Origin of the sequence: Flavobacterium cheonanense (assembly GCF_039539185.1) — a bacterium.
Lineage (GTDB): Bacteria > Bacteroidota > Bacteroidia > Flavobacteriales > Flavobacteriaceae > Flavobacterium > Flavobacterium cheonanense.
In genome coordinates this window covers 1-26,862 of record NZ_BAABCT010000007.1, presented here as the reverse complement: position 1 = coordinate 26,862, position 26,862 = coordinate 1, and the positions used below count along the sequence as shown (strand labels likewise).

25 protein-coding genes and 2 tRNA genes are annotated in these 26,862 nt (G+C 32.8%); 18 read left to right on the top strand and 9 right to left on the bottom strand.

Annotated features, from left to right (window positions below; translation table 11 throughout):
* Positions 1–9 precede the first annotated feature (9 nt).
* Both rimM and ABD766_RS12250 read right to left on the bottom strand, forming a co-directional pair.
* Entirely contained in the window at positions 10–534 is a 525-nt protein-coding gene (gene rimM / locus ABD766_RS12255) for a ribosome maturation factor RimM (RefSeq protein ID WP_298304784.1), read from the bottom strand.
* 12 nt (positions 535–546) lie between these two features.
* Positions 547–1,143 carry a 30S ribosomal protein S16 gene (locus ABD766_RS12250; protein WP_344816957.1) on the bottom strand — a complete coding sequence of 199 codons (597 nt, stop codon included), beginning with the start codon at positions 1,141–1,143 and terminating at the stop codon, positions 547–549.
* Positions 1,144–1,321: 178 nt separating this feature from the next.
* Between ABD766_RS12250 and ABD766_RS12245 the strand changes: the two genes are divergently transcribed.
* The 7 genes from ABD766_RS12245 (at position 1,322) to ABD766_RS12215 (ending at position 9,781) form a co-directional block, all read left to right on the top strand.
* Positions 1,322–2,065 carry a DUF6252 domain-containing protein gene (locus ABD766_RS12245; protein WP_344816956.1) on the top strand — a complete coding sequence of 248 codons (744 nt, stop codon included), beginning with the start codon at positions 1,322–1,324 and terminating at the stop codon, positions 2,063–2,065.
* Positions 2,066–2,201: 136 nt separating this feature from the next.
* Positions 2,202–2,576, top strand: a complete 375-nt coding sequence (locus tag ABD766_RS12240) for an RNA-binding regulator (RefSeq protein ID WP_298306287.1) — start codon at positions 2,202–2,204, stop codon at positions 2,574–2,576.
* A gap of 193 nt (positions 2,577–2,769) precedes the next feature.
* The gene (dnaE, locus tag ABD766_RS12235) at positions 2,770–7,329 is read left to right on the top strand and encodes a DNA polymerase III subunit alpha (protein WP_344816955.1); all 4,560 of its coding nucleotides are present in this window, start codon (positions 2,770–2,772) and stop codon (positions 7,327–7,329) included.
* Positions 7,330–7,404: 75 nt separating this feature from the next.
* On the top strand, positions 7,405–7,983 hold the full coding sequence (locus tag ABD766_RS12230) for a peroxiredoxin family protein (RefSeq protein ID WP_344816954.1): 579 nt from the start codon (positions 7,405–7,407) through the stop codon (positions 7,981–7,983).
* Between the two features lie 114 nt (positions 7,984–8,097).
* Positions 8,098–8,415, top strand: a complete 318-nt coding sequence (gene trxA / locus ABD766_RS12225) for a thioredoxin (RefSeq protein WP_035128033.1) — start codon at positions 8,098–8,100, stop codon at positions 8,413–8,415.
* Between the two features lie 279 nt (positions 8,416–8,694).
* Positions 8,695–9,621, top strand: a complete 927-nt coding sequence (locus tag ABD766_RS12220) for a DUF58 domain-containing protein (protein ID WP_344816953.1) — start codon at positions 8,695–8,697, stop codon at positions 9,619–9,621.
* Between the two features lie 86 nt (positions 9,622–9,707).
* Positions 9,708–9,781 (top strand) — tRNA-Asp (locus ABD766_RS12215).
* A gap of 218 nt (positions 9,782–9,999) precedes the next feature.
* Here ABD766_RS12215 and ABD766_RS12210 read toward each other — a convergent pair.
* Positions 10,000–10,494, bottom strand: coding sequence for a DUF456 domain-containing protein (locus ABD766_RS12210; RefSeq protein ID WP_344816952.1), 495 nt, complete (start codon positions 10,492–10,494; stop codon positions 10,000–10,002).
* A 33-nt stretch (positions 10,495–10,527) separates the two neighbouring features.
* On the opposite strand from ABD766_RS12210, the gene ABD766_RS12205 reads away from it, so the two are divergent.
* Together ABD766_RS12205 and ABD766_RS12200 are read left to right on the top strand one after the other, a co-directional pair.
* Positions 10,528–10,899, top strand: a complete 372-nt coding sequence (locus ABD766_RS12205) for a hypothetical protein (protein ID WP_344816951.1) — start codon at positions 10,528–10,530, stop codon at positions 10,897–10,899.
* 4 nt (positions 10,900–10,903) lie between these two features.
* Positions 10,904–11,383, top strand: coding sequence for a hypothetical protein (locus ABD766_RS12200; RefSeq protein WP_298305654.1), 480 nt, complete (start codon positions 10,904–10,906; stop codon positions 11,381–11,383).
* Here ABD766_RS12200 and ABD766_RS12195 read toward each other — a convergent pair whose 3' ends face one another.
* Positions 11,384–12,511: a glycosyltransferase family 2 protein gene (locus ABD766_RS12195; protein ID WP_344816950.1), complete on the bottom strand. Its 1,128-nt coding sequence runs from the start codon at positions 12,509–12,511 to the stop codon at positions 11,384–11,386.
* Between the two features lie 82 nt (positions 12,512–12,593).
* A complete protein-coding gene (locus ABD766_RS12190; RefSeq protein ID WP_344816949.1) occupies positions 12,594–13,529 on the bottom strand; it encodes a hypothetical protein in 936 nt (311 codons plus the stop codon).
* A 121-nt stretch (positions 13,530–13,650) separates the two neighbouring features.
* On the opposite strand from ABD766_RS12190, the gene ruvC reads away from it, so the two are divergent.
* From ruvC to ABD766_RS12160, 6 genes are all read left to right on the top strand, one after another.
* Entirely contained in the window at positions 13,651–14,205 is a 555-nt protein-coding gene (gene ruvC / locus ABD766_RS12185) for a crossover junction endodeoxyribonuclease RuvC (RefSeq protein ID WP_344816948.1), read from the top strand.
* 62 nt (positions 14,206–14,267) lie between these two features.
* Complete coding sequence (gene hemW / locus ABD766_RS12180) at positions 14,268–15,401, top strand: radical SAM family heme chaperone HemW (RefSeq protein ID WP_344816947.1); 1,134 nt, start codon at positions 14,268–14,270, stop codon at positions 15,399–15,401.
* Positions 15,402–15,462: 61 nt separating this feature from the next.
* A complete protein-coding gene (locus tag ABD766_RS12175) occupies positions 15,463–16,215 on the top strand; it encodes a cyclase family protein (protein ID WP_344816946.1) in 753 nt (250 codons plus the stop codon).
* Complete coding sequence (locus tag ABD766_RS12170; RefSeq protein WP_344816945.1) at positions 16,212–16,619, top strand: GNAT family N-acetyltransferase; 408 nt, start codon at positions 16,212–16,214, stop codon at positions 16,617–16,619. Before ABD766_RS12175 ends, ABD766_RS12170 begins: the two co-directional genes overlap by 4 nt.
* A 58-nt stretch (positions 16,620–16,677) precedes the next feature.
* A complete protein-coding gene (locus tag ABD766_RS12165; protein ID WP_344816944.1) occupies positions 16,678–17,049 on the top strand; it encodes an MmcQ/YjbR family DNA-binding protein in 372 nt (123 codons plus the stop codon).
* 46 nt (positions 17,050–17,095) lie between these two features.
* Positions 17,096–17,806 carry a PH domain-containing protein gene (locus ABD766_RS12160; RefSeq protein ID WP_344816943.1) on the top strand — a complete coding sequence of 237 codons (711 nt, stop codon included), beginning with the start codon at positions 17,096–17,098 and terminating at the stop codon, positions 17,804–17,806.
* 98 nt (positions 17,807–17,904) lie between these two features.
* Here the strand turns inward: ABD766_RS12160 and ABD766_RS12155 are convergent, their stop codons facing one another.
* Together ABD766_RS12155 and ABD766_RS12150 are read right to left on the bottom strand one after the other, a co-directional pair.
* Positions 17,905–19,005, bottom strand: a complete 1,101-nt coding sequence (locus ABD766_RS12155; RefSeq protein ID WP_344816942.1) for a DUF4407 domain-containing protein — start codon at positions 19,003–19,005, stop codon at positions 17,905–17,907.
* 177 nt (positions 19,006–19,182) lie between these two features.
* Entirely contained in the window at positions 19,183–20,571 is a 1,389-nt protein-coding gene (locus ABD766_RS12150) for a dipeptidase (protein WP_344816941.1), read from the bottom strand.
* A gap of 157 nt (positions 20,572–20,728) precedes the next feature.
* Here ABD766_RS12150 and ABD766_RS12145 point away from each other — a divergent pair.
* Both ABD766_RS12145 and ABD766_RS12140 read left to right on the top strand, forming a co-directional pair.
* Positions 20,729–20,810, top strand: a tRNA-Leu gene (locus ABD766_RS12145).
* A gap of 246 nt (positions 20,811–21,056) precedes the next feature.
* Positions 21,057–21,824 (top strand): hypothetical protein, encoded by a 768-nt coding sequence (locus ABD766_RS12140; RefSeq protein ID WP_344816940.1) that lies wholly within the window; start codon positions 21,057–21,059, stop codon positions 21,822–21,824.
* A gap of 34 nt (positions 21,825–21,858) precedes the next feature.
* Here the strand turns inward: ABD766_RS12140 and ABD766_RS12135 are convergent, their stop codons facing one another.
* Positions 21,859–23,625 (bottom strand): DUF885 domain-containing protein, encoded by a 1,767-nt coding sequence (locus tag ABD766_RS12135; RefSeq protein ID WP_344816939.1) that lies wholly within the window; start codon positions 23,623–23,625, stop codon positions 21,859–21,861.
* Between the two features lie 145 nt (positions 23,626–23,770).
* Complete coding sequence (locus ABD766_RS12130; protein WP_344816938.1) at positions 23,771–24,667, bottom strand: NifU family protein; 897 nt, start codon at positions 24,665–24,667, stop codon at positions 23,771–23,773.
* 125 nt (positions 24,668–24,792) lie between these two features.
* Here ABD766_RS12130 and ABD766_RS12125 point away from each other — a divergent pair.
* Positions 24,793–26,862 (top strand): choice-of-anchor L domain-containing protein (locus ABD766_RS12125; RefSeq protein WP_344816937.1); only part of this gene is annotated, 2,070 nt, incomplete at its 3' end.

Below are 26,862 nucleotides of genomic sequence, written 5' to 3'. Positions count from 1 at the left end.
TGGAATTTCCTAAAGATACATTTCCACCAATCCTTCTGGTAAATCCATAATTACTTTCTTATTCTCTCTATCGATTTTAACCAAAAACTGATCAATCATAGGGACAAGTATTTCAACATTGCCATTGATTACTTCAAAAAGTGGTTGTGCTGAGGTATCGTTTATTGAAACAATTTTTCCAAAAACTCCTAAACGTTGGTCTTCAATTTCAAAACCGATAACTTCATGAAAGTAGAATTTGTTGCCTTCAAGTTTTGGCAACATATTTAAAGGAAGGTAAATTTCGCAACCCATAATAGAGTCAGCTTCTGCTTCATCATCGACATCTTCAAATTTCACTCGAAGAAAATCACCTTTGTGTAGGTTACAATTTTCAATAAAAAATGGAACCAGATTTTTGTTGTATTCAACAAAAACTGATTCCATATCTTCATATAACTCTGGTTCATCAGTATCTAAATAGATAAGGACTTCACCTTTAAAACTAAATTTTTTAGCGATTTTGCCTAAGTAGAAACAATCTTCTTTACGCATTATCGCAACAAATTAAGCTTCAGTTTCTTCGCTAGCTTCTTCAGTAGCTGGAGCTTCTTCTACTGCAGGAGTTTCCTCAACAGCAACTTCAGCAACAACCTCTTCGGTAACTTCAGCAACTTCTTCTTCTACAACTTCTGGAGCTTCAGCAGCTTTCAATGCTTCAGCAGCAGCGTTTGCACGTTTTTCGTTTGCAGCAACTTCAGCTTTTAATGCTTTAGCTTTAGCTTCAGCTTGTTTTTTAGACAATCCGTCTTTTTTAGCGTCAACTTTTCCAGCTTTTTCTTCAATCCAAGCAGCTAATTTTGCATCAGCTTGTTCTTGAGTTAAAGCGCCTTTACGAACTCCTCCATCAAGGTGGTGTTTCAATAAAGCACCTTTGTAAGAAAGAATTGCTCTAGCAGTATCTGTTGGTTGAGCTCCATTGTGTAACCATTGTACCGCTTGGTCAAGGTTTAAATCAATAGTTGCAGGATTTGTGTTTGGATTGTAAGTTCCTAATTTTTCAAGGAATCTACCATCTCTTTTTGCGCGAGCATCAGCCGCTACGATCCAGTAAAATGGTTTTTGTTTTTTACCGTGTCTTTGTAATCTAATTTTTACTGACATAATCTTTTTGATTAAATTTTGAGGTACTCGACCTCGATTAATTAAGGGTGCAAAGATATAAAACTTTTTCATTCAAACTAATACAATTAAAAAAAATACTTTTTCATCGATTTTTAGTTAAAAAAAATAGCTTAATTCGTGAAAAAAACTATTTTTGTGGTTGTAATACATATTCAAAATGAAAAAATTAGTTTCCTTATTAGTAATTACGCTTGCTTTAGCATCATGTAGTGAAGAAGTTAAATTTAGTAATCCTGCATTTCAGGCTTACAGAGATGATGTTTTTTTTAATGGTATTGATGTAAAAGCATATAGGTCATCTAATGGAGCTTTAACTTTGGTAGCTCTTGCGCAGGATGAAGAAGTAGAAATTGATATTGCTAGTGGAGCTAAAGGAACATATTATTTAGGTACAACAAATCTAAATACCATGGCATCTTATTCTTCATCATTTGATGATGTTAATTTGAATTATGAAACTAAAATCATAAATGGACCTGTTGCTAGAATGAATTCGCAAATGTTCGCTGGCGGATCAGGATATACTTCTGATTGCGTATTGATTGATGGCAGTTATGCATGCAACAGTTCTCATGCAACTACAGGTGGTTCAGGTTCTGGATTAACATTAAGTGTAATAACAAATACTAGTGGTGTTGTGACATCAGTAAAAGTTGCTTCTCCAGGAAATGGCTACAAAGCAGGAGATTTAATAACAATTACAGGTGGTGGAAATAACGCTAAAGTGAGAGTTCTAAATGTAGAAGGAAGTAATGGAGAAGTTGTTATAACAGAAAACACAGGCACTACTGTTACTGGAACATTTAAATTTAATGCCATAAATTTAGGTGCAGTTGGTTCGCCATTAGTTAATTTTCAATATGGAACTTTTTACAAGATTCCAATTGTTCCAGCACCATAAAAAAATAAAAGATATTTACAAAAAGCCGTTCCCAATTTAGGAACGGCTTTTTTTGTTAAAATAATAATTAATACCTAATTAATAGTAGATTACATTTTATTTAGTGTACCTTTGACAGGAATTTTAAAATAAAATTATGAACATTTTTGTTGGAAGTCTTCCTTGGAGTATTGAGGAAGCAGATTTAAGAGAGTCTTTTGAAGTGTACGGATCGGTTAGTTCTGTTAAAATTATTACTGATAAATTTACTGGAAGAAGTAAAGGTTTCGGTTTTGTTGAAATGGAAAGCGATGAAGAAGCTGAAAAAGCAATTACTGAATTGAACGGTGCTACTGTAGAAGGTCGTACAATTGTAGTAAACAAATCAGAACCAAAACCAGAAGGAGAGAGAAAATCTTTTTCTAACAACCGTCCAAGTAGTGGTGGTTACAATGGTGGTGGTAATTCTCGTGGTGGTGGTTCAAGCTACAACGATAGAAACAGTGGTGGCGGTAACAGAGGAAGATACTAGTTTTTCAAACTTATTATACTACAAAAACCATTCGAGAATTCGGATGGTTTTTTTGTTTTTGTTAATAACTAAAATTGACAATCTCTTCCTTAAAATGTACTTTTGATAATTAACAAAAAAATAAATTTCAAATCCCAAAATGAATGATTTTACAATTGGAATTTGGAGTTTTACAATTGGAATTTTATAAAGTATGTATTTAATATTCGACACCGAAACCACAGGATTGCCAAAAAGTTGGGCTGCACCAATTTCTGATACAGACAATTGGCCAAGATGTATTCAAATTGCATGGCAGTTGCACGATGATATGGGAAATCTTGTTGAACATCAAGATTATCTTATTAATCCAGAAGGTTTCAATATTCCTTATGATGCCGAAAGAATTCACGGAATTTCAACCGAATTAGCACAACAACAAGGCATCCAACTTAAAGAAATGTTGGAGAAATTCAATATAGCATTATCCAAAGCAAAGTATATCGTCGGACAAAACGTTGGGTTTGATATCAATATCATGGGTTGCGAATTCTACCGAATGGGAATCAGTTCTCCAATGTCGCAAATGCCAATTTTAGATACTTGTACCGAAGTTACAGCATCGTTATTAAAACTTCCTGGTGGACGAGGCGGAAAATTCAAATTGCCAACATTAACAGAATTACATCAATATCTTTTTAACGAACCATTTGCAGAAGCACACAACGCAACTGCCGACGTTGAAGCTACAACACGTTGTTTCTTAGAATTAATTCGTACAGAAGTTTTTACTAAAGAAGAACTTGATGTTGAACCAGAATATTTTGAAGATTTTCAATTAAAAAATCTAAGATCAATTCAATTAATTGGATTGAAACACATCAATCTTAAAGAAGCTTCTGAACAAATCAGAAAAAAACTTCAAAAAAGTGAAGATGAAACGGTTCAAACATCTATTTCTGAAGCCGATAAAAAAGATTTTAAACAATCTCGATTTGCTCATTTACACAACCATTCCCAATTTTCAGTTTTACAATCTACCATCGGAATTCCGTCACTAGTTGCCGCAGCTGCAAAAACAAAAATGCCTGCTGTAGCCATGACCGATACAGGAAACATGATGGGTGCCTTTCATTTTGTAAGTGCGGTTATGAATCATAACAAAGCTGTTAAACCCAAAATTGAAGCCGCAATTGAAAACGGAGAAGAACCATCTGACAATGAAATTATTCCAATCGTAGGTTGTGAGTTCAATATTTGTGACAATCATAAAGACAAAACAAAAAAAGATAACGGCTATCAAGTAGTTTTTTTGGCGAAAAATAAAAAAGGCTATCATAATTTAGCCAAAATGTCTTCTATCGCATACATCGATGGTTTTTATTACGTTCCTAGAATTGATAAATCAGTTGTGGAGCAATATAAAGAAGATATCATTGTTTTATCAGGAAATTTATATGGTGAAATTCCGAGTAAAATTTTAAATGTTGGAGAAAATCAAGCTGAAGAAGCGCTAATTTGGTGGAAAGAACAATTTGGAGATGATTTTTATTTAGAAATCATGCGCCACAATCAAGAGGACGAAAATCGTGTCAATAAAACCTTGATTGAGTTTTCACAAAAGCATAAAGTAAAATTAGTTGCTACCAATAATACTTACTACGTAAACAAAGAGGATGCGAATGCCCACGATATTTTATTGTGTGTTAAAGATGGCGAAAAACAAGCCACACCAATAGGTAGAGGTAGAGGTTATCGTTATGGATTGCCAAATCAGGAATATTATTTCAAATCGGAAGATGAGATGAAAAAATTGTTTACTGATTTGCCAGAAGCCATAATCAATGTTCAAGAAATTATTGATAAAGTTGAGACCTATTCGTTGTATCGCGATGTATTACTTCCAAAATTTACAATTCCTGAAGAATTTGTAAATCCAGAAGATGAAGCTGATGGTGGAGTAAGAGGTGAAAATGCTTATTTACGACATCTAACCATGAATGGCGCTCAAAAGCGTTATGGAGAAATTACTCCAGAAATTCAAGAACGATTGGATTTTGAATTACTAACCATTTCCAATTCCGGTTATCCTGGCTATTTCTTAATTGTACAGGATTTCATTGCCGAAGCTAGAAAAATGGACGTTTCGGTTGGTCCAGGTCGTGGTTCTGCTGCAGGTTCTGCGGTTGCTTATTGTTTAGGAATTACCAATATTGACCCGATTAAGTATGATTTGCTTTTTGAGAGATTCTTGAATCCAGACAGGGTTTCGATGCCCGATATTGATATTGATTTCGACGATGAAGGTCGTGGTCGTGTTATGGACTATGTTATCAATAAATACGGTTCAAATCAAGTAGCTCAGATTATTACTTATGGTAAAATGGCAACCAAATCGGCCATTCGTGATACGGCTCGAGTATTGGATTTACCACTTTTTGAAGCCGATAGAATTGCAAAATTAATTCCAGGAATGATGCCTTCTAAATGGAATTTGGCTCGATTCATTTCTGAAAAAGAAGAAGACGTCAAAAAAGCATTACGTTCCGATGAATTTGATAGAGTAAAAGAATTAATTGCTATTGCTAACGACGGAGAATTATCAGGTGAAACTATTCAACAAGCTAAAGTCTTGGAAGGCTCGCTCCGAAATACAGGAATTCATGCTTGTGGAGTGATTATTACACCAAGTGATATTACGAATTTCGTTCCAGTTACAACAGCCAAAGATTCTGAATTATATGTAACCCAATTTGACAACTCGGTTGCAGAAAGTGCCGGATTATTAAAAATGGACTTCTTGGGTTTGAAAACCCTTACCTTAATAAAAGACACAGTCAAATTAGTAAAGTACAGAACCGGAATTCAATTAGATCCAGATACTTTTCCAATTGACGATGTTAAAACTTATGAATTATTCCAAAGAGGTGAAACGGTTGGTATTTTCCAATATGAGTCACCTGGAATGCAAAAATACCTTCGTGATTTAAAGCCAACAGTTTTTGGTGATTTAATTGCTATGAACGCACTTTATCGACCTGGACCATTGGAATATATTCCTTCTTTTGTCCGTAGAAAAAATGGTGAAGAGGAAATAAAATATGATTTAGATGCTTGCGAAGAATACTTAGGCGAAACCTACGGAATTACGGTTTATCAAGAGCAAGTAATGCTTTTGTCACAATCGTTAGCCGATTTCTCTAAAGGTGATGCCGACGTTTTGCGTAAAGCAATGGGTAAAAAAGACCGACCAACTTTGGATAAAATGAAGCCAAAATTTGTGGAACAAGCTTCAGCAAAAGGTCATGATGCAGCAGTTTTGGAAAAAATTTGGAAAGACTGGGAAGCTTTTGCAAGTTATGCTTTTAATAAATCGCACTCCACATGTTACGCTTGGATTGCTTATCAAACGGCTTATCTAAAAGCGCATTATCCAGCGGAATATATGGCTGCGGTGCTTTCTAATAACATGAACGATATCAAGCAAGTTTCGTTCTTTATGGAAGAATGTAAGCGTATGGGATTGCAAGTTCTTGGTCCAGATGTAAACGAATCGTATTATAAATTTACCGTAAACGAAAACAATGCCGTACGTTTTGGAATGGGAGCTGTTAAAGGCGTTGGAGCCAATGCTGTGGATACTATTGTTCAAAGTAGAAAAGATGCGCCTTACAAGTCGATATTTGATTTGGCTAAAAAAATTGATTTGCGTTCTGCCAATAAAAAAGCGTTTGAAAGTTTGGCTTATGCTGGAGGATTTGATTGTTTCCCCGATACGCATCGTGCTCAATATTTCCACATTGAAGGCGAAGGAATTACATTTCTAGAAAAAGCCATGCGATTTGGTTCCAAATTTCAAGAAAACGAAAATTCATCACAAGTGAGTTTATTTGGTGAAGCTAGTGATGTTCAAATTGCCGAACCAGTTGTGCCACCATGTGAAGAATGGAGTACAATGGAAAAATTAGCCAAAGAAAAAGAAGTTGTCGGAATATACATTTCGGGACATCCGCTTGATGATTATCGATTTGAAATGAATTATTTCTGCAATGTGAAATTGACGCATTTAAAGAGTTTAGGAAACCTAATTGGTAAAAATCTAACCTTTGGAGGTATCGTAACAAATGTGCAGTATCGAACAGGGAAAAACGGAAAAGATTGGGCAATGTTTACTTTGGAAGGATATGACGAAAGTTATGACTTTAGAATTTTTGATGAAGAGTATCTGAAATTCCGTCATTTCTTGGTTAATAATCAGTTTATTTATTTTAAAATTAATGTAAAAGATGGCTGGGTAAATCGCGAAACCGGAAAGAAATCTGATCCGCGAATTACTTTTCTTGATGCCAAATTATTAGCCGATGTTTTGCCAACTTTTGCCAAAAAATTAGCAGTTCAAATCAATATTAAAGATATAAAACAAGATTTAATTCAACAATTGAGTGCTGTTTTTCAACAAAATGAAGGTGATAAGCAAGTAGATTTTGAAGTAGTAGAAACCGAAATTGTTAAAAGAACGATAGAAACTGTTGCTGCTCCAATGCCAATTCCTTCTGCAGAATTAACTGATGATGAATCAGAAGCAGAAGACGAAATCATTGAAGTTGAAACCGATAATGAAGAAGAAGTTGCGATGGAAATCACCAAAACAGAAGTTGAGGAAATACGCAAAATAACTTCACTAGAAATGAAAAGCAGAAAGCTAAAAGTGAAAATTTCAAAAGAATTATTGGAACAATTAGAGAAGTTGCAGGTGAATTTTAAATTGAATTAATCTCTAATGTCATCCATCTTACATTTCAATTATTTTGACGGCTTTATCTTTGCTAAATAAATTAAAAAAATACCCATGAAAAAGTTCCTTTTTATTTTGTTGGCAATTTCAGGATTTAGTTTTGCACAAATTGCAGAGAAAGCAGAAGATATTTCACCACTATTAATTGGAGAAAAAATTCCGAAACAAGATTTGATTTCTGTTGATAATAAAGCGGTTTCGACTAGTGACATTTTTAACAAAAAAACGGTTTTGATTATCTATCGTGGCGGTTGGTGTCCTTATTGCAATTCGCAATTAATGGAAATGCAAGAAATTGAAAATCAAATTATTGCATTAGGTTATCAAATAGTTGCAATCAGTCCAGATTCTCCAAAATTTTTAAAAGAAACTACCAAAGAAGACAAATTAAACTACCAATTATTTTCAGATAGTGACGGAAAATTTTCTGAGGCTTTGGTTATAGCTTTTAAAAGAGACAAACCAAAATTAGATAAATATTCAGAAGGAAAAAATCCGGGTTTTCTTCCAGTTCCAACGGTATATATTTTGGATGAAAATAGAGAAATTGAGTTTTTATACATCAATCCAAATTATGCAAAACGATTGAAAGGTGAAATGTTGCTTGCTGTTTTAAAGTCACTTGAAAATTAAATGCATCAATTCTTTCAATAAAAAAATAGTTAAAAGTAATGTAAGTTACAATTCAGAAGCGAAATGTTTCTTTATCTTTGTACTTCATAATTAATAAACTAAATATAAAAAAATATGGCATTAGCAATAACAGATGCTACTTTTGATGAAGTAGTATTAAAATCAGATAAACCAGTAGTAGTAGATTTTTGGGCAGCTTGGTGTGGACCATGTAGAATGGTTGGACCAGTTATTGATGAGGTTTCTGCAGAATATGAAGGTAAAGCTGTAGTAGGTAAAGTAGATGTAGACGCCAATCAAGAATTTGCAGCAAAATACGGAGTTAGAAACATTCCAACCGTTTTAATTTTCCAAAATGGAGAAGTTGTTGGTCGCCAAGTTGGTGTTGCTCCAAAGAAAACTTATACAGATGCTATAGACGCATTACTATAATAAATTAATAATAATTGTTTTGAAACCCTTTGAAAAGAAATTTTTGAAGGGTTTTTTTATGATTTATGCTGATGATTATCAGTAGCGAATCATTCGGGCATCTTCAGTAATCCCTTTTCCTGCTGCCTTTCCAAAACTCGCAAGAAATGCGAGGTTTTTCCCTTGCATCAGGGCTAATTAGTATTCTGTATTTGTAAAAAATCAAAAATTATAAAAACTTTGTGAAACTTTTAAACTTCTAAACTTTTAAACTCTTAAACTTTTATTTACATTTGAACTATGAGGATAGAAGAACAAAAAGAAATAATATCTGGTTTTAAGCATCTTGAATTACTGGCTAATCAAGTAGTAGAAGGATTTATTTCGGGTATGCATAAGTCACCATTTCATGGGTTTTCCGCTGAGTTTGCTGAACATAAAATTTATAATTCAGGCGAAAGTACAAAACATATCGATTGGAAGCTTTTTGCGAAAACCGATAGATTATATACCAAAAGATTTGAAGAAGAAACCAACCTGCGATGTCATTTGATTATTGATAATTCGTCTTCCATGCATTTTCCGAAATTGAAAAGCAACCAACCTTTTTACGAAAGTAAAATTGGTTTTTCGGTACTTGCATCGGCTGTTTTAATGAATTTACTAAAGAAACAAAGAGATGCTGTTGGACTGAGTGTATTTTCTGATAAGTATGAATATTATTCACCTGAAAAAGGGAGTGATAGACATCATAGAATGTTGTTAAATCAATTAGAAAATTTACTTGAGAATTCTAAAACACCAAAAAATACAGATACAATAACGTATCTTCATTTAATTGCCGAAAAAATGCACCGTCGTTCTATGATTGTTCTTTTTACAGATATGTTTCAAGACGGCAATCAAGAGCAGCTTTTTAACGCATTACAACATCTAAAACATAACAAACATAAAGTAGTAGTTTTTCATGTAATTGATGAAAAAACCGAGTTAAATTTCAATTTTGACAACTCGCCAAGAAAGTTTATTGATGTAGAAACGGGTGAAGTTATCAATTTATATGCTGAAAATATTAAAGAAGAATATGAAAAAAACGTTTCAGAATACTTCAAAAAGTTATCTTTAACCTGTGCGCAAAACAAAATTAAATACGTTCCAGTAAATGTTGGAGCAAATTTTGAAAAAATTCTTACGACATACTTGGTTGAAAAACAAAACTTTGGTTGATTTCATTGAAATTAATTGAAAAAAAATTAAAAAAATAGTTGCAAAAATAAAAAACGTGTGTATATTTGCAACCGCAATAAAGCGATGGTTTGGTAGTTCAGTTGGTTAGAATACATGCCTGTCACGCATGGGGTCGCGGGTTCGAGTCCCGTCCAGACCGCTAAATTGGGAAAAGCACTTCAGAAATGAAGTGCTTTTTTGCCCAAAAAAGCATCCGAAGTGAAGTCTAGAACAAATGTTAATGTTCAAAGAGTCACTCAAAATTAGTTGTGTTGTTTCGCTACGACTTTGTAACTCGTAGCACGGTTTAGTAGTTAGACCAATGAAAAGCTTTCCACTTTTGTGGATGGCTTTTTTGTTTTTTTGGAACTTTTTAGTTTAGGTCTGTATATAACTGCTAATTGCCACATAAACGAACAAAACGATAAAACACAAGCAAACCATAAATTTCATAAATGTAGATGCTAAAAATCCAAGAAAAGCTCCTGTAGCTGCTTTTAGAGCTCCTTTTTTATCGTCAAAGTTGTATATTAATTCTCCTATAAATGCACCAACAAATAGTCCAATTATAAAACCAATTGGCGGAAAAAATAATCCTATGATTAATCCAATATTGGTTCCCCAAACACCATATTTAGTTCCTCCAAACTTTTGAGTTCCTTTTGATGGAATAACATAATCTAAAACAGAAATAATTATGGTTAACACAAGTGTTATTCCAAGAACCCAATAATTATTTTCTACAAAGCTTGTTAAGTATAGTAACAAAAGGCCAACCCAGCTAATTGGTGGTCCTGGTAAAGCAGGAAGAAAGCTTCCTAATAAGCCAAGAATACAACATAGTAACCCAATAACAACTAATATAATATCCATTGAAATAAATTTTTAGTATTTTTGAAAACGAATATGAGAAAAATAATTCAAATAGCGGTTTTTTTTAGTCTAATTTTTTGTGCCACAAGTCAATCTTTTGCGCAGCAGACAGCATCTGTAGATCCAGATATTGTAATAAAAGAAACACTTTATACTAAATACAAGAAAGAAGTACTTTCTTTTGATAAAAAAGACTTTGACACTTTGTTTTTTGAGTTTTTTCAGAAACAATCTGACAGTAAGATTACTTTGACAAAAGAAGAATATTATACTTATACCATTAAAATTGCTATTTATTCAGAAAAATTAGGACTTTTGTACAAAGACCAAAAAGAAGAATCCGATAAAACGAAGCAAGAATGGTTTAATAAAAGCTATGCTGAGTATTTAAAATCCAAACCATAATCTTTTGAAAAAAATTGTTTCTTATATCTTGTTAATTTCTTTAGTTTCTTGTCAATATTTTGAGAAGCAAGTACCTTCTGAACAAGAATTGTTGGAAAAAGAAATGAAGGAAATCAATTGGAAAGAAGTAGATGAGTATCCATCTGTTGCAGACTGTGAAGCCATTTCAGACGAAACACTACGTAAACAATGTTTTTTTGAGTTTTTAGCGAGTACAATTCAACAAAAGCTAAGTGTAGACACCTTATCTATTTTGTATCCAGAATTAGACACTATAGAGGTCAGGGTTACGGTCAATCCTGATGCCTCAATGCAATTTGAGCCACAATTTCCAAAAGATACAGTCGCTTATGATACCATTAAAATTGATAGTATTCTAAGAGTAAAATTAGTGGATTTTCCAAAAGTAAATCCAGCCATAAAACGCGGAATTCCTGTAAAAACCCAATTTGTTTTACCAGTTATAATCAAAACTGAAAAATAATTATTTAGAAAAGCTTCTACCTTTCCAAGTAAAACCTCCAACAAGAGAGTAAAGTCCAACAAAACTCGAGAAGAAAGGATAAACCAAACTACTTGCAATTGGGAATATAAATTTATTTTTTCTCAAATATTGATTCGATTTCAAAAGCAATAAATAATCAACAAAATATTTAACTGAAAAGACAATTAGTAAAGTTTTCCAATTGAGGCAATTTGTAATTAATAAATACAAACTAACAATCAAACTAAAGTTCATCGACAATACCATAACCGCCAAACTTTTAGAGTAATATCCAGAATACCCGGTTGTTTTACTTGCCCATCGAACACGTTGCATAAACAATTTGTACAAATCATTTTCGGGTTTTGTTTTTACAATGATATCTGTATTTTTTAGATAATGTACTTTATCAGCATTATTTTTCAATGCTTTTTGCAATAAAAAAACATCGTCACCACTTGCCATTTTGTTGTTTCCACCAAAACCTCCAATTTCATTAAAAAGTTTTTTAGTATAAGCAAAATTTGCTCCGTTGCACATAAACGGTTTTCCAATTCCAAAACTTCCAATCGTAGTTCCTTGCAAACTCAATAAATCCAATTGCTGAAACTGATGAAACCAGTTGTTTTTAGTTTTATAAACCACAGCGCCAACAACCATTTCGGTATTATTTTTTTGAATAAAATTGTCTAAAGTCAAAAGCCAGTTTTTATTTACTGTGCAATCGGCATCAGTTGTTACAACCCAATCGTGTTTCAAAATCGGAATTGCTCTAGAAATGGCATCTTTTTTCGGTGAATTGGATAAACGTAGATTTTCTAAAAGCGTCGTTTCAATCAATCCATTTTCCATACGCCATTTGATGTAAACACGTTCCGAAGCATCGGTAGAAAAATCATCAACGAGAATAATTTCAAATAAATCCTTTGGATAATTTAGCTTAGAAATTGATTTTAAAAGTTTCGGCAAATTCTTTTCTTCATTCCTAAAAGGAACAATTATCGAAAATTTTGTGACAGGTTTTTCATCTGTTCTTACAAATGATTTTACTTTATCAAAACCAAATATCAGTTGCAAAATAAACACAACATAAATTACCAAAACAACGAATAATACTATTTCAATCATAAGTGACTATTTTACACGAATTTACACAAATTAAAAGATTTCACGAATATAAATCTTAATGCAACTTAATTTCTTAATGGTTTTAAACTTTACTTCTTAGAGGTAAAACCTTAAAAATCATAACATAATAACTTCCAAAAACTACTGGTAAAACCACATTTAAAAACCACATCAGCATCGTAACAAAAACCACAATCCATTCGTTAACGCCAAGTAATCCAAAGAAATAAATCGCCAAACTTCCTTTTAATGCAAAGTCCAAAAACTGAAAACTCGGAACAACTGAAGCTAAAAAATAGACAGTTGTAATAGTTGCCATTAAAGTTGAATAAGGCAAATCGACATCAAATGCCAAAAACAAAAAATAGTATTGATTCGAAAAAACTAAGTATCGACAAAATCCTAAAATCAAGTTCTTACGATGAATTTTCTTCGGAATCTCATTTATTTTTTCAATCAAATCTTCAATAGAATAGCCTTTAATTTTGATTTTTTTCGTGAAATAAGAAAATAGAAAAAAGGCAATTGTAAAAGCTATTATTCCAAAACACCAAAGCCAATAGCCTAAAATCATCATGCCCAAAACACCAAAAATTCCTGTAGCAACAATTTGAACGCCATTGCAAATTAAATTCAGAAAAATGATTTTTTTAGTGTCTTTTTTATCAAAATACAATGCTTTTCCGGCATATTCACCAACGCCAACCGGAGTAAAAACACCCAAAGTTAATGCTGCAAGAACTTGTTTAGTAGCTTCATTTACAGAAATAGGTTTTACAACTTGAGCCAGATTTTGCCATTTCAGAATTTCAAAAAAACGATTCAAAAAACTAAAAAATAAGATAAACGAAATTCCAGCAAACGATTGATTTTTATGAAATAACACCAAAAATTTATCCCACTCTAATTTATCATTTGAAGTCAATTGATTGTAGATAAAATAAAATGCACCAACAACAATCAAAAGTTTGACTGAAAAAACCAAGAATTGTTTAGCTTTGTGAGGAATTGTAATCATTGGTACAAAGTAAAGAAAATCAATAACACAAAGTCACGCAAAAAACACAAAGTTTCGCAAAGGCTAACGATTATTCTTTGTGCATCTCTGTGAAATCTTTGTGTATCTCTGTGAAAGTAAAATGGCAAACGAAAGAATAATTTTAGGAATCGACCCAGGAACAACCATTATGGGTTTTGGATTGATAAAAGTAGTCAACAAGAAAATGCAGTTTCTTCAGTTGAACGAACTGATATTGAGTAAATACGACGATCATTATACCAAACTAAAAGTTATTTTTGAAAGAACCATCGAGTTAATAGAAACGCATCATCCAGATGAGATTGCCATCGAAGCACCATTTTTTGGAAAAAACGTGCAATCGATGTTAAAATTAGGTCGAGCTCAAGGCGTTGCGATGGCTGCAGGATTATCGCGTCAAATACCAATTACAGAATACGAACCAAAAAAAATAAAAATGGCAATCACCGGAAACGGAAACGCCAGCAAAGAGCAAGTTGCCAAAATGTTGCAACAACTTCTAGGATTAAAAGAATTACCAAAAAATCTAGATTCTACCGATGGATTGGCAGCGGCAGTTTGTCATTTTTTCAACTCTGGAAAAGTGGTTGGTGAAAAAAGTTATTCAGGTTGGGATGCTTTTGTGAAAAATAATGAATCTCGAGTTAAAAAATAGTTTTCAGTCTCAGTTTTCAGTCTCAGTACTGCAAACTGCGACTGCGACTGAACACTAAATAAATGTCCGGAATCTACATACACATACCATTTTGCAAGCAAGCGTGTCACTATTGCGACTTTCATTTTTCTACTTCATTGAAGAAAAAAGATGAGATGGTTTTGGCCTTGGCTAAAGAAATTGAAATGCGAAATAGTGAGTTTCAAGACGAAGTTGTAGAAACCATATATTTTGGTGGTGGAACACCGAGTATTTTAGAAATTTCTGATTTGAAATTATTGATTGACACTGTTTATTCTAATTATAAAGTCGTCGAAAATCCTGAAATTACAGTCGAAGCCAATCCAGATGATTTGTCTAAAGAACGAATAATCGAATTATCAAATAACAAAATCAATCGTCTTTCTATCGGAATTCAATCGTTTTTTGAAGACGATTTGAAAATGATGAATCGCGCTCATAATTCGGAAGAAGCTAAAGAATGTCTCGAATTTGCAACTCAATACTTCGATAATATCTCGGTTGATTTAATTTATGGAATTCCCGAAATGAGCAACGAAAAATGGCTTCAGAATATCGAAACTGCTTTGTCGTTCAATATTCCGCATATTTCAAGTTATGCTTTGACGGTTGAACCAAAAACCGCTTTGCATTCGTTTATACAAAAAGGAATAATTCCACAGCCAGACGACGAAGTGGCTCAAGAACATTTTCAAATTTTGGTGGATAAACTATCCGAAAATGATTTTATTCACTACGAATTGTCAAATTTTGGAAAAGAAAATTATTTTTCTAAAAACAATTCGAGTTATTGGTTGGGCAAAAAATACATCGGAATTGGTCCTTCGGCTCATAGTTATGATGGAGAAAAACGTAGTTGGAATGTGTCAAATAATACTTTGTATTTGAAATCCATTCAAGAAAATAAACTGCCATCAGAAACCGAAATATTATCCAAAACTGATAGATATAACGAATATATTATGACAGGTTTGCGAACTATTTGGGGAATTTCCTTAGATAGAATTCAAACTGAATTTGGCAAAACCTATTTAGACTATCTCAACCAACAAGCTGCAAAATACATTGAAGATCATTTACTTTTTGTAGATGAAAACATTTTACGAACTACCAAAAAAGGTAAATTTTTAAGTGACGGAATTGCAAGTGATTTGTTTTTGCTAAATTTGGAGTAAAAGTAACGCAGAAAAATCCGTTAAATCCGCGTTTGAAAATCCGTTAAATCCGCGTTCTATTATGATTGCATTCATTGACAATAAATATCAAATCGACCTATCAAAACCAATTGATATTTCCATTCCATTATCCAATACTGATGAAAATCCGATTGCGTGGTACATTGAAAAACCCGAAATTGAACCAGTAAAATTTGGCGATTGGATAGGAAAAGTTTCCGAAGGAAGTTCGACCAATTTCAATAATATTTTCTTCAATCCACACGGTCACGGAACGCACACCGAATGTCTCGGACACATTACGCGAGATTTTTATTCGATAAATCAATGTTTGAAACAGTTTTTCTTCAAAGCTGAATTAATTTCGATTACACCAGAAGATATAAATAGTGATTTGGTAATTACAAAAAATCAAATAGAAAGAGCATTAAACGGAAAAATTCCTGAAGCAATTATAATCAGAACATTATCAAATTCAGAATCGAAAAAGCATAAAAATTATTCCAAAACCAATCCGCCATATTTAGCAGAAGAAGCAGCAATTTACATCCGAGAAATCGGAATTCAACATTTATTAATCGATTTGCCAAGTGTTGATAGAGAAGAAGACGAAGGAAAATTATTGGCACATAAAGCTTTTTGGAATGTAAAAGATGTAAATGATTTAAACGACGATGCTAGATTGAATTGCACGATTACCGAAATGATTTTTGTAGAAGATAGTATTCAAGATGGAAGTTATATACTAAATCTACAAATTGCTTCGTTTGAAAATGATGCATCACCATCAAAACCTATTTTGTATAAAATATGATTTCAGTTTCAACAGACAAATCAAAACTTGATATTCCGTTTATTCAAAACTTTTTGAAAGACGTTTATTGGGCAGCAGGAAGAACAATGGAAGAAGTTCAAACTACAATTGACAGTTCGTTTTGCTTTGGAATTTACTTAGACGAAAAGCAAATAGGCTTTTGCCGAGTAATCACCGATTATGTAGTTTTTGCTTATGTAATGGATGTTTTTATAGATGAAAATCATCGCGGAAAAGGCTATTCATCAATTTTAATAAATGCAATGATGACCGAACCCAAATTGCAACAAGTCAAAATTTGGCGATTAGCAACATCAGACGCACATTTTTTATACGAGAAATACGGATTTACTTCTTTGGTACATCCAGAGAAAATGATGGAGAAAATAATAACTAGTAAATAGTGATTAGTGAATAGTCAAAAGCTAATCACTAATTACTCATCACTAATCACTTTAAAAAATGAATATTCAACAACTCTACGAATTCTGTTTGTCCAAAAAAGGTGTAACCGAACATTTTCCTTTTGATGAAGATACTTTAGTATTTAAAGTTGGTGGAAAAATGTTTTGTCTTACTACTTTAAAAGAATGGGAAAACGGAACGCCATCGTTAAATTTAAAATGTGATCCAGAAAAAGCATTAGAACTTCGAGCAGAATATGAAGCCATAAATCCTGGTTATCACATGAGTAAAATTCATTGGAATACTATCGATTTTAATAGTGATGTTTCCAATAAAATGATGTGTGAACTAATAAATCATTCTTACGAATTGGTTTTCAAAAGTTTGACCAAAAAAATTCAGAACGAAATTCTAAATTTAGAAAATTAGGCATTACTTTTGTGAAACTATTATAATAAAATTCAAAACGACTATCATGATTGATAATTTAAAGAAAATATTAAACGAAGACCAAGATCCAAAAGCGATTGAGAAAATTACTTCTAAATTGAGTAATTTATTAATGTCTAATGAAGAAATTGGATACATTGCAGTACAAAAAAAACCAGCAGTTACCATTTTGCCAGATAGTATTGTGGTTACCAATAAAAGAATAATCCTTTGTAAACCAAAAAATCTTGGGTTATCAATGGAATTTGTAGATTACGATTGGGATGATATTGCAGGTAGTTTTGTAAAAGAAGGCATTCTTGGAGCCGATTTCACTTTCAATACCAAATCAGATTTGACACATACGGTTGATTATTTGCCAAAAAATCAAGCACGAAAATTATATACTTATGCTAAAGAACAATTGGATTTATTGAAGAATCCAGGTTCAGCGCCAACTGCTAGTTTAGTAGTTGAAGAAGTTGCTCCAGTTTATGATGAAGTGGTTGAAGAAGTAGAAGAAGTTGCAACAGAAGAAGTTACTAATTTTGCCGAAATTATTCCAGTAGAACAATCAGGTTATAGAGATGAAAAACAATTTCCTGATGAAAAATTAAACGCAGAAAGTGGTTTAGCAAGTTTAACTCAAGATCAATTATTTGAAAAACTTCAGAACTACAAGAAATTGTTAGATAATGGTTTAATTCTGCAAGGAGAATACGATAAATTGAAAAATGAAATTTTAAGTTATTTGTAGTTACCACAAAGACAATAATTCTCAAAGTTTTATAAAAGTATAACCCGATAAAATTAACTTTATCGGGTTTTCTTTTGTGATTTTTGTTATAAGAAAATCTACATTGACTTCTTCTGTTTTTCAACAAATCCATCAGCTTGTAATTTCAATAATTCCAAAGCTCCTTTTTTCTTATAATTGTATAATTCTTTGTCGTCTTTAATATCAGCATAGACTTTATCGTAAATTTCGGCATCTGTTTTTCTTTGCAAATCACTTTGATAGCGATTTTGTGCTAGCACATTTTTAATTCCCATTTCAGCGTCTTCTTGTTTGAAATCATATTCGCCTCTTGGAGAAAGTAATTTGGCAATAATTGGCGAAGTTTCAATGGCTAAAAATAAAAGCATTATAAAAAATGATGGTAACCAAGGTAATTTATTCAAAGCATTGATTCTAGCCATCAATCCATCAAAACCATCAATAATAGGTTGTGTTTCGGTTACTTTTTTGTCTAAATCAGCTTGAAGTGTTTTGGCTTTGGCTTCTTTTTCTTTAATTTTTACAGCATTTGCAGCTTTCATAGAATCCAATTGTTTCAAAGCCATGTCGTGTTTTTGACGTTTTTCTTTATAAACCGGACCTTTTCCTAATTTTTTTGTTCCTGCAGTTCCTTCAGCTTCCGTGATGAAAACCGAATATAAATCGTTTACTTCTTTTTCTTTTTTAGTAATATCACTTTTCAGGCTATCGATTTCGGCTTTGTTTTTATCAACATCGCTTTGAAAATAATTGGTAACTTGTTTTTTGTTTGCCATTGCCATTTCGATTTTCTCTTTCAACAAAACGGTTTCAATTTCTTTCTGAAAGATTTTGATTTCCAATGGTTTTGAAATTACTATGGCAATAATAATCGCCAAAGCTATTCGAGGAGTTGCTTGAATAAATTCATCTAAAAAGTTATCACGTTTTTTGATAGTTGAAACAATGAATCTATCGAGATTGAAGATTAAAAATCCCCAAACTAATCCAAAGAAAACTGCGGTATAGATATTGTCAAAAACCGTAAAAAGCGCATAACTACTGGCAATAAAAGCCATAATTGCTGTGAAGAACACTGTGGCTCCAATACCAGCATATTTGTTTTGTTCGCCGTTGGAACAACCGTTCACAATGTCAGTGTCGACACCAGAACAAAGAATAAAAAAACGTTTTAACATGATTGATTGATTTTATGATGATTGATGATATACAAATTTAACGCCAAAAATTTTATAATGTTGTAAAATGTTGTAAATTAGTTTGGTTGGCCACTGATTCACAGATTGTTTTAAAAGAAAAATCCGTTCACTCAATTAAGAATAAACGGATTTAAAATTTGCGAATTTGCGGTTGAATTATTTACTCATTTCCACAAAATACTTATAAAATAAAGGAATAGTTTCAATACCTTTTAAGTAATTAAAAATTCCAAAATGTTCGTTTGGTGAGTGAATAGCATCAGAATCCAATCCGAATCCCATTAATATAGTTTTTGATTTTAATTCTTTTTCGAATAAGGCAACAATCGGAATACTTCCACCAGAACGCACGGGAATAGCTGGAACTCCAAAAGTTTCAGTGTAAGCTTTATTTGCTGCTTTGTAACCAATACTATCGATTGGAGTTACATAACCTTGTCCGCCATGATGAGGTTTTACTTTTACTGTTACGCCAGAAGGAGCAATGCTTTCAAAATGTTTAGTAAACAATTCTGTAATTTCTTCCCAATCTTGATTTGGTACTAATCGCATTGATATTTTAGCAAATGCCTGACTTGCAATTACAGTTTTTGCACCTTCGCCAGTATATCCGCCCCAAATTCCGTTTACGTCTAGCGTTGGACGAATGGAATTTCTTTCGTTGGTAACATATCCTTTTTCGCCGTAAATGTCGTTTAGGTTCAATGCTTTTTTATAATTATCTAAATTGAAAGGTGCTTTTGCCATTTCGGCTCTTTCTTCTAACGATAATTCTTCTACATTATCATAGAATCCTGGAATAGTGATGTGATTGTTTTCGTCATGAAGTGAAGCAATCATTTTTGCCAAAACATTTATTGGATTTGCAACTGCGCCACCATAAAGTCCAGAATGTAAGTCACGATTTGGTCCAGTAACTTCAACTTCAACGTAACTTAAACCTCTTAATCCTGTTGTAATTGACGGTTGTTGGTTAGAAATCATTCCAGTATCTGAAATCAAAATCACGTCGTTAGCTAGTTTTTCTTGATTTTGAGTAACAAACCATGATAAACTTTTAGAACCTACTTCTTCTTCACCTTCAATCATGAATTTTACGTTGCAAGGCAAGCAATTGTTTTGAATCATGTATTCAAATGCTTTCACGTGCATGTACATTTGACCTTTATCGTCACAAGCACCACGAGCGAAAATTGCACCTTCAGGATGAATTTCTGTGGTTTTTATTACAGGTTCAAATGGAGGAGAAGTCCAAAGCTCCATTGGATCTGGCGGTTGCACGTCATAATGTCCATAAACCAAAACAGTTGGAAGATTTTTATCAATAATATGTTCTCCAAAGACAATTGGGTAACCTGGAGTTTCACAAATTTCAACATGATTGCAACCTGCTTTTTCTAATGAAACTTTCACGGCATTGGCAGTATCAATTACATCTTGAGAGTAAGCCGTATCAGCACTTACAGAAGGAATTTTTAATAATTCGATTAATTCGTTTAGAAAACGCTCTTTGTTTTCTTGAACGTATTGTTTTATATTATTCATTTTTAATGGTTTGATTATAATGTCAAATATACGAATACAAATTCCAATATTTAAATTTCAAATTCCAATTTTTTAAAGAAGTTTTATTTTTTTTGGAATTTGTTATTTGAGTATTGGAAATTACAAAGTATTGTTTATATTTGCACTCACAATTTTAGCGGATATGGCGAAATTGGTAGACGTGCCAGACTTAGGATCTGGTGCCGCAAGGCGTGTAGGTTCGAGTCCTATTATCCGCACAAAAAGTCCAAACGAGAGTTTGGACTTTTTTTGTGGGCAAAAAGGACGAGAAGTTTATGCTGAGCGCAGTCGAAGTAAGTCCTATTATCCGCACAAAAAGTCCAAATGAAAGTTTGGACTTTTTTTATTTCTACAAAATCGGTTAATTTCTATGTTAAGAACTTATTTTTTTATCTAAGATTGATTCCTTTTCAATGAGTATTTTTGTATAATCACTAAATCTGAGTTTTAACCAATTTATTGGAATGAAAAAGAATCCGTCTATGACAGCACTTATTTTAGCTTTTATTGGTTTTGCATTGATAACCGGTGCATTGTTTTCGTTGTATCGTTCAAGCAACGAAGCGATTTCTATTGAAGAAAAAAGTGAAACTGAAATTGATATTGCTAATAAAAAAATTGATGTTTTAAGTGACGAAATTCAAGAGACCAAAGAGCAATTTGTTGATGCAGATTACAAGGATGAGTCCAAACCTGAAGTAATTACTCAAATATCAGGTCAGAACATTCCTATCATTGAAATTAAAGATATTGATTTGGGTGAAAGTGCTGATTTATCTGATGATGAGCCTCGAAAAAAAGGACAACGTATTACGTATATTCATCAATTGAAATTCTCTTTAGTAAACGTTGGAAAGTTTTCGTTGAAAGATGTGATTTTTTCTGTAAAAGATATTTACAATGATCCAAAAGAAGGTAAAAGCAAGAAAAAAGCCAAGGAATATAGTTACATGGGAAGAACTTTCGACAATGAAGACGTTGGCGCTTACAATAATATTGAGGTAAACACTTTAAATTTAAAATCTAAAAAGTTGGTTTATGTGAGTAATTTGCCCACAAGCTTTGGTGTAGGAGATTACTATTTTGATATTATTGTAGAATGGAATAATGGTTTCTATCAAATGCATGTTGATATAGAAGAAGTAAACGGAAAATTGAAATACCGTTACCAATTTTATGATGTTGACGGAAAACCAATAAACTTAAAATCTTCGGAGGAAGTTACTGCATAAAAAAAAAAGCCTTTCAGTTACGAAAGGCTTTTTTTTATTTACTTATTTTAATCCAATTATCTACTTTTTTCTCTAAAAGAGCCAATGGCATTACACCTGATTCTAAAACTATTTGGTGGTATTTTTTGATGTCAAATTTTGAACCTAATTCTTTTTCAGCTTTTTTGCGAAGTTCAATTATTTTTAACTGACCAATTTTATAAGATAAAGCCTGACCTGGAACTGCCATATAACGCTCAATTTCAGATATAATACTTGCTTCACTTTCGGCTTCATTGTCTAAAGAATACTGAATGGCCTGCTCGCGCGTCCAACCTTTAGAATGAATTCCAGTGTCCACCACTAGACGAATGGCACGATGCATTTCGCTTCCTAACATTCCGAAATATTGATATGGGTCTTTGTATAATCCCAGTTCTTTACCTAAACTTTCAGTGTATAAAGCCCAACCTTCACCATAAGCTCCAAACCAATTGAATTTTCTAAAATTGGGCAATGCTTCATTTTCTTGTTGTAAAGAAATTTGAAAATGATGTCCCGGAATCGCTTCGTGAAGAAATAAATCCTCATCAGCATAATAATTATAGTTTTTTACATCAGGAATTGGAACATAGAAAGTTCCTGGGCGAGAACCATCTGCTGCACCTTGAACATATTCTGCACTTGCCGTTTTTTCTCTAAAAGCTTCGGTTCTTTTTATTTGAAAAGCTGTTTTGGGTTGCAATGAAAATAATTTATCAACGTTTGGTTTTATAGTGGCGTGGTATTTTTTAAAATTGGCAATTACTTCTTCTGGTTTTTCAAAAGGTTTTAATTCTGCTTTATTTCTTACGTAGTCGAAAAATTCTTTTATGGTTCCTTTAAATCCAACTTCGCTTTTTACTTTTTCCATTTCCGATTTCAATCGAGATACTTCTTGTAATCCTAAAGTGTGAATATCTTCTGGAGTCATTTCGGTTGTAGTCCATTGTTTTACATAGGCTTTGTATAAATTACTGCCGTTTGGAAGTGAACCAATTCCGCTTGTCGTTCTAGATTTTGGAAGATATTCTGATTTTATAAAAGCAACCATTTTCTTGAATCTAGGAAGTAATTTATCGTTGATTGTTGAAGCGTATTCTTTTTTTAGCGTTTCTTTTTGAGAGTCTGTAATTTCAGAAGGCATTGATTTTATTGTGGTGAAAAAAATATTGTCTTCAGCTTTTTCAGTAATCATTTCATCAAATTGTTGCATTACTTTGTTGGATAGAATTTTTGGTAAAACCACATTTTTATCCATTCCTTTTTTCATATAAACCATTGCAGAATCTAACCAAACTTCATATAAATCCATTCTTTTTAAGAAGTTTTTGTAATCGTTCTCGGTTTTGAATGGTTGTGCGCTTTCTCCAGCTGCAAATTGTGCCATGGTTAAATGCGTTCCCCAAAATTGATGGATTGGAGTAAGATTAGCATTTTGTTGAAGCAAATCTTTTCCAACAGCAACTTCCCATTTAATGATGTCGAAACTGTTTTTTTCTTCATCAGAAAGTGATTCAAAATCGATTTTTGAAAGTTCTGTTTCGTATTTGTTGAAAAAATCGGCTTGTTTTTTTCTGAAAGAATCCGTCATTTCAAACTGCAATTGGTCGTTGTATTTGTTTTGACCATTGAGTGTTGCATCTAAAGGATTTAGAATGTTTTTTTCGTCAAAATAACTTTCGGTTAATTTTTTGAAATCTACTGATTTTTCTTCCGATTTGCAGCTTACTAACAATAGAGAAAGTAAAATGAAGAAAGAAATTGTTTTCAAATTTTTCATTGGTATTTTGGTTATTGGTTAGTTAAAACTACTGAATTTATTCCATACAATTGTTATCTAGCCCTGATTGGAGCAATCCACCGTGTGGTGCGGAAAGCAGGAATAGGGTTTATAAAAATTCTCGAACCATTCGCTCCTAATTATTTTATGCATTTAGTGCTTCAACGATAATATCTTGGTCGTTTAGCATATCTTTTAGCATATTTTCGATGCCGTTTTTCAAAGTGAAAGTTGACGATGGACAACCATTGCACGAACCTTGAAGCACAACTTTTACTCGTTTTGTATCTTGGTCGAAGGAGTCAAACAAAATATTTCCACCATCGGCAGCAACGGCTGGTTTTACATATTCTTCAAGAATGTTGATAATTTGTTGAGACGTTGTATCAAGATTATCGAAATTATTGATTTGTTGTTTTTCTTGTTTGGTGTCTTGAACAATCATAGTTTCATCGACAACTATGCCACCATTTTCAATGAATTGTTTGATAAAAGTGCGAATTTCAAGCGTAATTTCTTCCCAAGATGCAATGTCGAATTTGGTGACAGAGATGTAATTTTCGTCGATAAAAATTTCTTTTACAAACGGAAAACTAAAAAGTTCTTTAGCCAAAGGCGATGCAATTGTTTGGTCAATATTTTTAAATTCAACGGCAGTTTTAGTGACTCTTTTGTTAACAACAAATTTTAATGTTGCAGGATTAGGAGTTGTTTCACCATAGACAGTAATTGCTGATTTTTTTGGTCTAAGCGGATCTTCAATTATTATTTTTCCTCCATTTTTTACATACTCTTCAATTTGCTCAGCCACATCATCTTTAACGTCATTCCAATCTACAATGCTAAAACGTTCTATGGCTATGAAATTTCCTGAAATGTAAACTGTTTTTACAAACGGAAGGTAAAATAGTTGTTGTGCTAAAGGTGAGTTTTTAGCTTCGTCTATGTTTTTGAATTCGAAGTTTTCATTTTGAGTTATAAAATCAGGGAATTCAAATTTTAGAATTGTTGGATTTTGGGTTTCTTTTATAGTAATTTTCATAGTGATTCGTGTAATTTTCAACAAATTTAACAAAGTTATTTTGTGGGAATGTTTATATTTGAATTTTTTAAACAATTAATTAACATTTATGACGTTTTTTAATGACGTTTTAGTTTATTCAATACATGAAAAAATTTCTACTATTACTTTTACTTTCTTGTTTTAACTCGACTTTTGCTCAACTAGTTGTAAATAATACAACACAAACACCTGCTCAGTTGGTACAGAATGTTTTGTTGGGTTCGGGTATTACAGTATCAAATATTACATTTAATGGTTCAGCATTAAACGCTAACATGGTTCGTGATCAAGTTGGAAGTTTTACAGGAGGAAACACAACAAATATTGGATTAAACACAGGTATAATTCTAGCAACTGGTGATGCTCAATTAGCAGTAGGTCCAAATGATCAAGGAGGAGCAACAGATGCAACAGCAAATCCTGTTCAGGGTGATGCAGACTTACTGGCTTTAGCATCTGCAAACATTAGAAACAAAGCTGTCTTAGAATTTGATTTTGTTCCAATAGGACAAAACTTGAGTTTTAACTTTGTTTTTGGTTCAGAAGAGTATTTAGAGTTTGTTAACGGAGGTTTTAATGATGTTTTTGGTTTCTTTTTGAGTGGCCCTGGTATTACAGGTCCCTACACTGGAGGAGCTGCTAATATAGCATTGGTGCCAGCAACAACCACTGCAATTTCTATTGATAATGTAAATAATGTTTCTAATTCTGCTTTTTATGTAAACAATGGAACTGGAACAACACCTTTAGTTAACGCTACTATTCAATATGATGGTTTTACAACTGTAATTGCAGCTAATGCAGTAGTTCAATGTGGTCAAACTTATCATATCAAATTAGCCATTGCAAATGTTGGAGATAACTCATTAGATTCTGCTGTTTTTTTACAAGCACAGAGTTTTAATACAGCACAACTTAGTTTTCCTCAAGATTATTTAGTTTCAAATGGTTTTGCACCATGTCCTGGGACTCCTACTACTCTAAATACTGGATTAGCAGCAACTATTCCTCACACTTGGACATGGAACGGGAATCCAATGCCAGGTGAGACAGGCCCAACAATTACAATTAATCAAGCTGGGACTTATTGTGCAACAGCTTATCCATATGGTCTTGGTTGTCCAATATCAGATTGTGTAATTGTAGAATATTTACCACCAATGCCAATTGATGAACCTATTGATTTAACAGTTTGTGCTGGTTCAACTTTCAATTTATCAATCAACAATCCTATAATATTAAATGGACAAAGTGCAGCTGATTATGAAATTAGTTACCATAGTTCACTTTCAGACGCTCAAAATATAGCATCTCCAATAGCTAATTTAACAACTTATCCAGGAGTTAATGGACAGCAAATATGGGTAACTATTCAAGATTTAGCATCTGGATCTAATTGCGTGGCAATTGATGCTTTTTTTCTATATCAATTAAATACAACTATAGCCCCTGCAATAACTTGTGGTACCATTACATCTACTTCTGTTGCTTTTGATTGGACACCGCTTTCTGGAGCAACGGATTATACAGTCTCGTATCAAGTAAATTCAAATACACCAATTTCTATAGGTTCAATTGGAAATACATCAACTTACAACATAAGTGGTTTGTCATCAGGAGATAATGTAAATTTTACTTTGACTCCAGTTGGCGCATCGGGATCATGTTTTGTTTCAGCATCATTGACTTGTATCGCAATAACATCTTGTCCTACAATTACAAATCCTTCTTCAAATCAAGTATTGTGTTTGAATGGTAATCCAACGCCTTTTTCTGTAAATACAACCTTTACAGGAACTGACGCCATAAGTTATGTATATTTCAATACACAACAAACAGGAGACAATATGTATACAGGAGGTACAATTTTAGGAAATGCTACTCCAGCAACAGGTACAGCAGTATATGATGCTCCTATATTAGGAAGTATAGGTTCTCTTCCTAACACAGCTGGTACATATTATGTTTATGCAATCGCTAATCCTCTACCTTCAGATGTAGCATGTAGACCATTTCAGGAAATTCAAGTTACAGTTAATACACCATTAACAGCCGGCACTGATGGCAGTATAAACATTTGCGGCAGTAGTTCAAGTGTTATAAACTTATTTAGTTTGATTACAGGCGAGAGTTCAGGAGGAGTTTGGACACAGACTTCGGGTAGTGGCGGAACA

Bases quoted from the DNA above. Each gene is read 5' to 3' on its own strand.
- rimM (WP_298304784.1), bottom strand. From the start codon at position 534: ATGCGTAAAGAAGATTGTTTCTACTTAGGCAAAATCGCTAAAAAATTT.
- ABD766_RS12250 (WP_344816957.1), bottom strand. From the start codon at position 1,143: ATGTCAGTAAAAATTAGATTACAAAGACACGGTAAAAAACAAAAACCA.
- ABD766_RS12245 (WP_344816956.1), top strand. From the start codon at position 1,322: ATGAAAAAATTAGTTTCCTTATTAGTAATTACGCTTGCTTTAGCATCA.
- ABD766_RS12240 (WP_298306287.1), top strand. From the start codon at position 2,202: ATGAACATTTTTGTTGGAAGTCTTCCTTGGAGTATTGAGGAAGCAGAT.
- dnaE (WP_344816955.1), top strand. From the start codon at position 2,770: ATGTATTTAATATTCGACACCGAAACCACAGGATTGCCAAAAAGTTGG.
- ABD766_RS12230 (WP_344816954.1), top strand. From the start codon at position 7,405: ATGAAAAAGTTCCTTTTTATTTTGTTGGCAATTTCAGGATTTAGTTTT.
- trxA (WP_035128033.1), top strand. From the start codon at position 8,098: ATGGCATTAGCAATAACAGATGCTACTTTTGATGAAGTAGTATTAAAA.
- ABD766_RS12220 (WP_344816953.1), top strand. From the start codon at position 8,695: ATGAGGATAGAAGAACAAAAAGAAATAATATCTGGTTTTAAGCATCTT.
- ABD766_RS12210 (WP_344816952.1), bottom strand. From the start codon at position 10,494: ATGGATATTATATTAGTTGTTATTGGGTTACTATGTTGTATTCTTGGC.
- ABD766_RS12205 (WP_344816951.1), top strand. From the start codon at position 10,528: ATGAGAAAAATAATTCAAATAGCGGTTTTTTTTAGTCTAATTTTTTGT.
- ABD766_RS12195 (WP_344816950.1), bottom strand. From the start codon at position 12,511: ATGATTGAAATAGTATTATTCGTTGTTTTGGTAATTTATGTTGTGTTT.
- ABD766_RS12190 (WP_344816949.1), bottom strand. From the start codon at position 13,529: ATGATTACAATTCCTCACAAAGCTAAACAATTCTTGGTTTTTTCAGTC.
- ruvC (WP_344816948.1), top strand. From the start codon at position 13,651: ATGGCAAACGAAAGAATAATTTTAGGAATCGACCCAGGAACAACCATT.
- hemW (WP_344816947.1), top strand. From the start codon at position 14,268: ATGTCCGGAATCTACATACACATACCATTTTGCAAGCAAGCGTGTCAC.
- ABD766_RS12175 (WP_344816946.1), top strand. From the start codon at position 15,463: ATGATTGCATTCATTGACAATAAATATCAAATCGACCTATCAAAACCA.
- ABD766_RS12170 (WP_344816945.1), top strand. From the start codon at position 16,212: ATGATTTCAGTTTCAACAGACAAATCAAAACTTGATATTCCGTTTATT.
- ABD766_RS12165 (WP_344816944.1), top strand. From the start codon at position 16,678: ATGAATATTCAACAACTCTACGAATTCTGTTTGTCCAAAAAAGGTGTA.
- ABD766_RS12160 (WP_344816943.1), top strand. From the start codon at position 17,096: ATGATTGATAATTTAAAGAAAATATTAAACGAAGACCAAGATCCAAAA.
- ABD766_RS12155 (WP_344816942.1), bottom strand. From the start codon at position 19,005: ATGTTAAAACGTTTTTTTATTCTTTGTTCTGGTGTCGACACTGACATT.
- ABD766_RS12150 (WP_344816941.1), bottom strand. From the start codon at position 20,571: ATGAATAATATAAAACAATACGTTCAAGAAAACAAAGAGCGTTTTCTA.
- ABD766_RS12140 (WP_344816940.1), top strand. From the start codon at position 21,057: ATGAAAAAGAATCCGTCTATGACAGCACTTATTTTAGCTTTTATTGGT.
- ABD766_RS12135 (WP_344816939.1), bottom strand. From the start codon at position 23,625: ATGAAAAATTTGAAAACAATTTCTTTCTTCATTTTACTTTCTCTATTG.
- ABD766_RS12130 (WP_344816938.1), bottom strand. From the start codon at position 24,667: ATGAAAATTACTATAAAAGAAACCCAAAATCCAACAATTCTAAAATTT.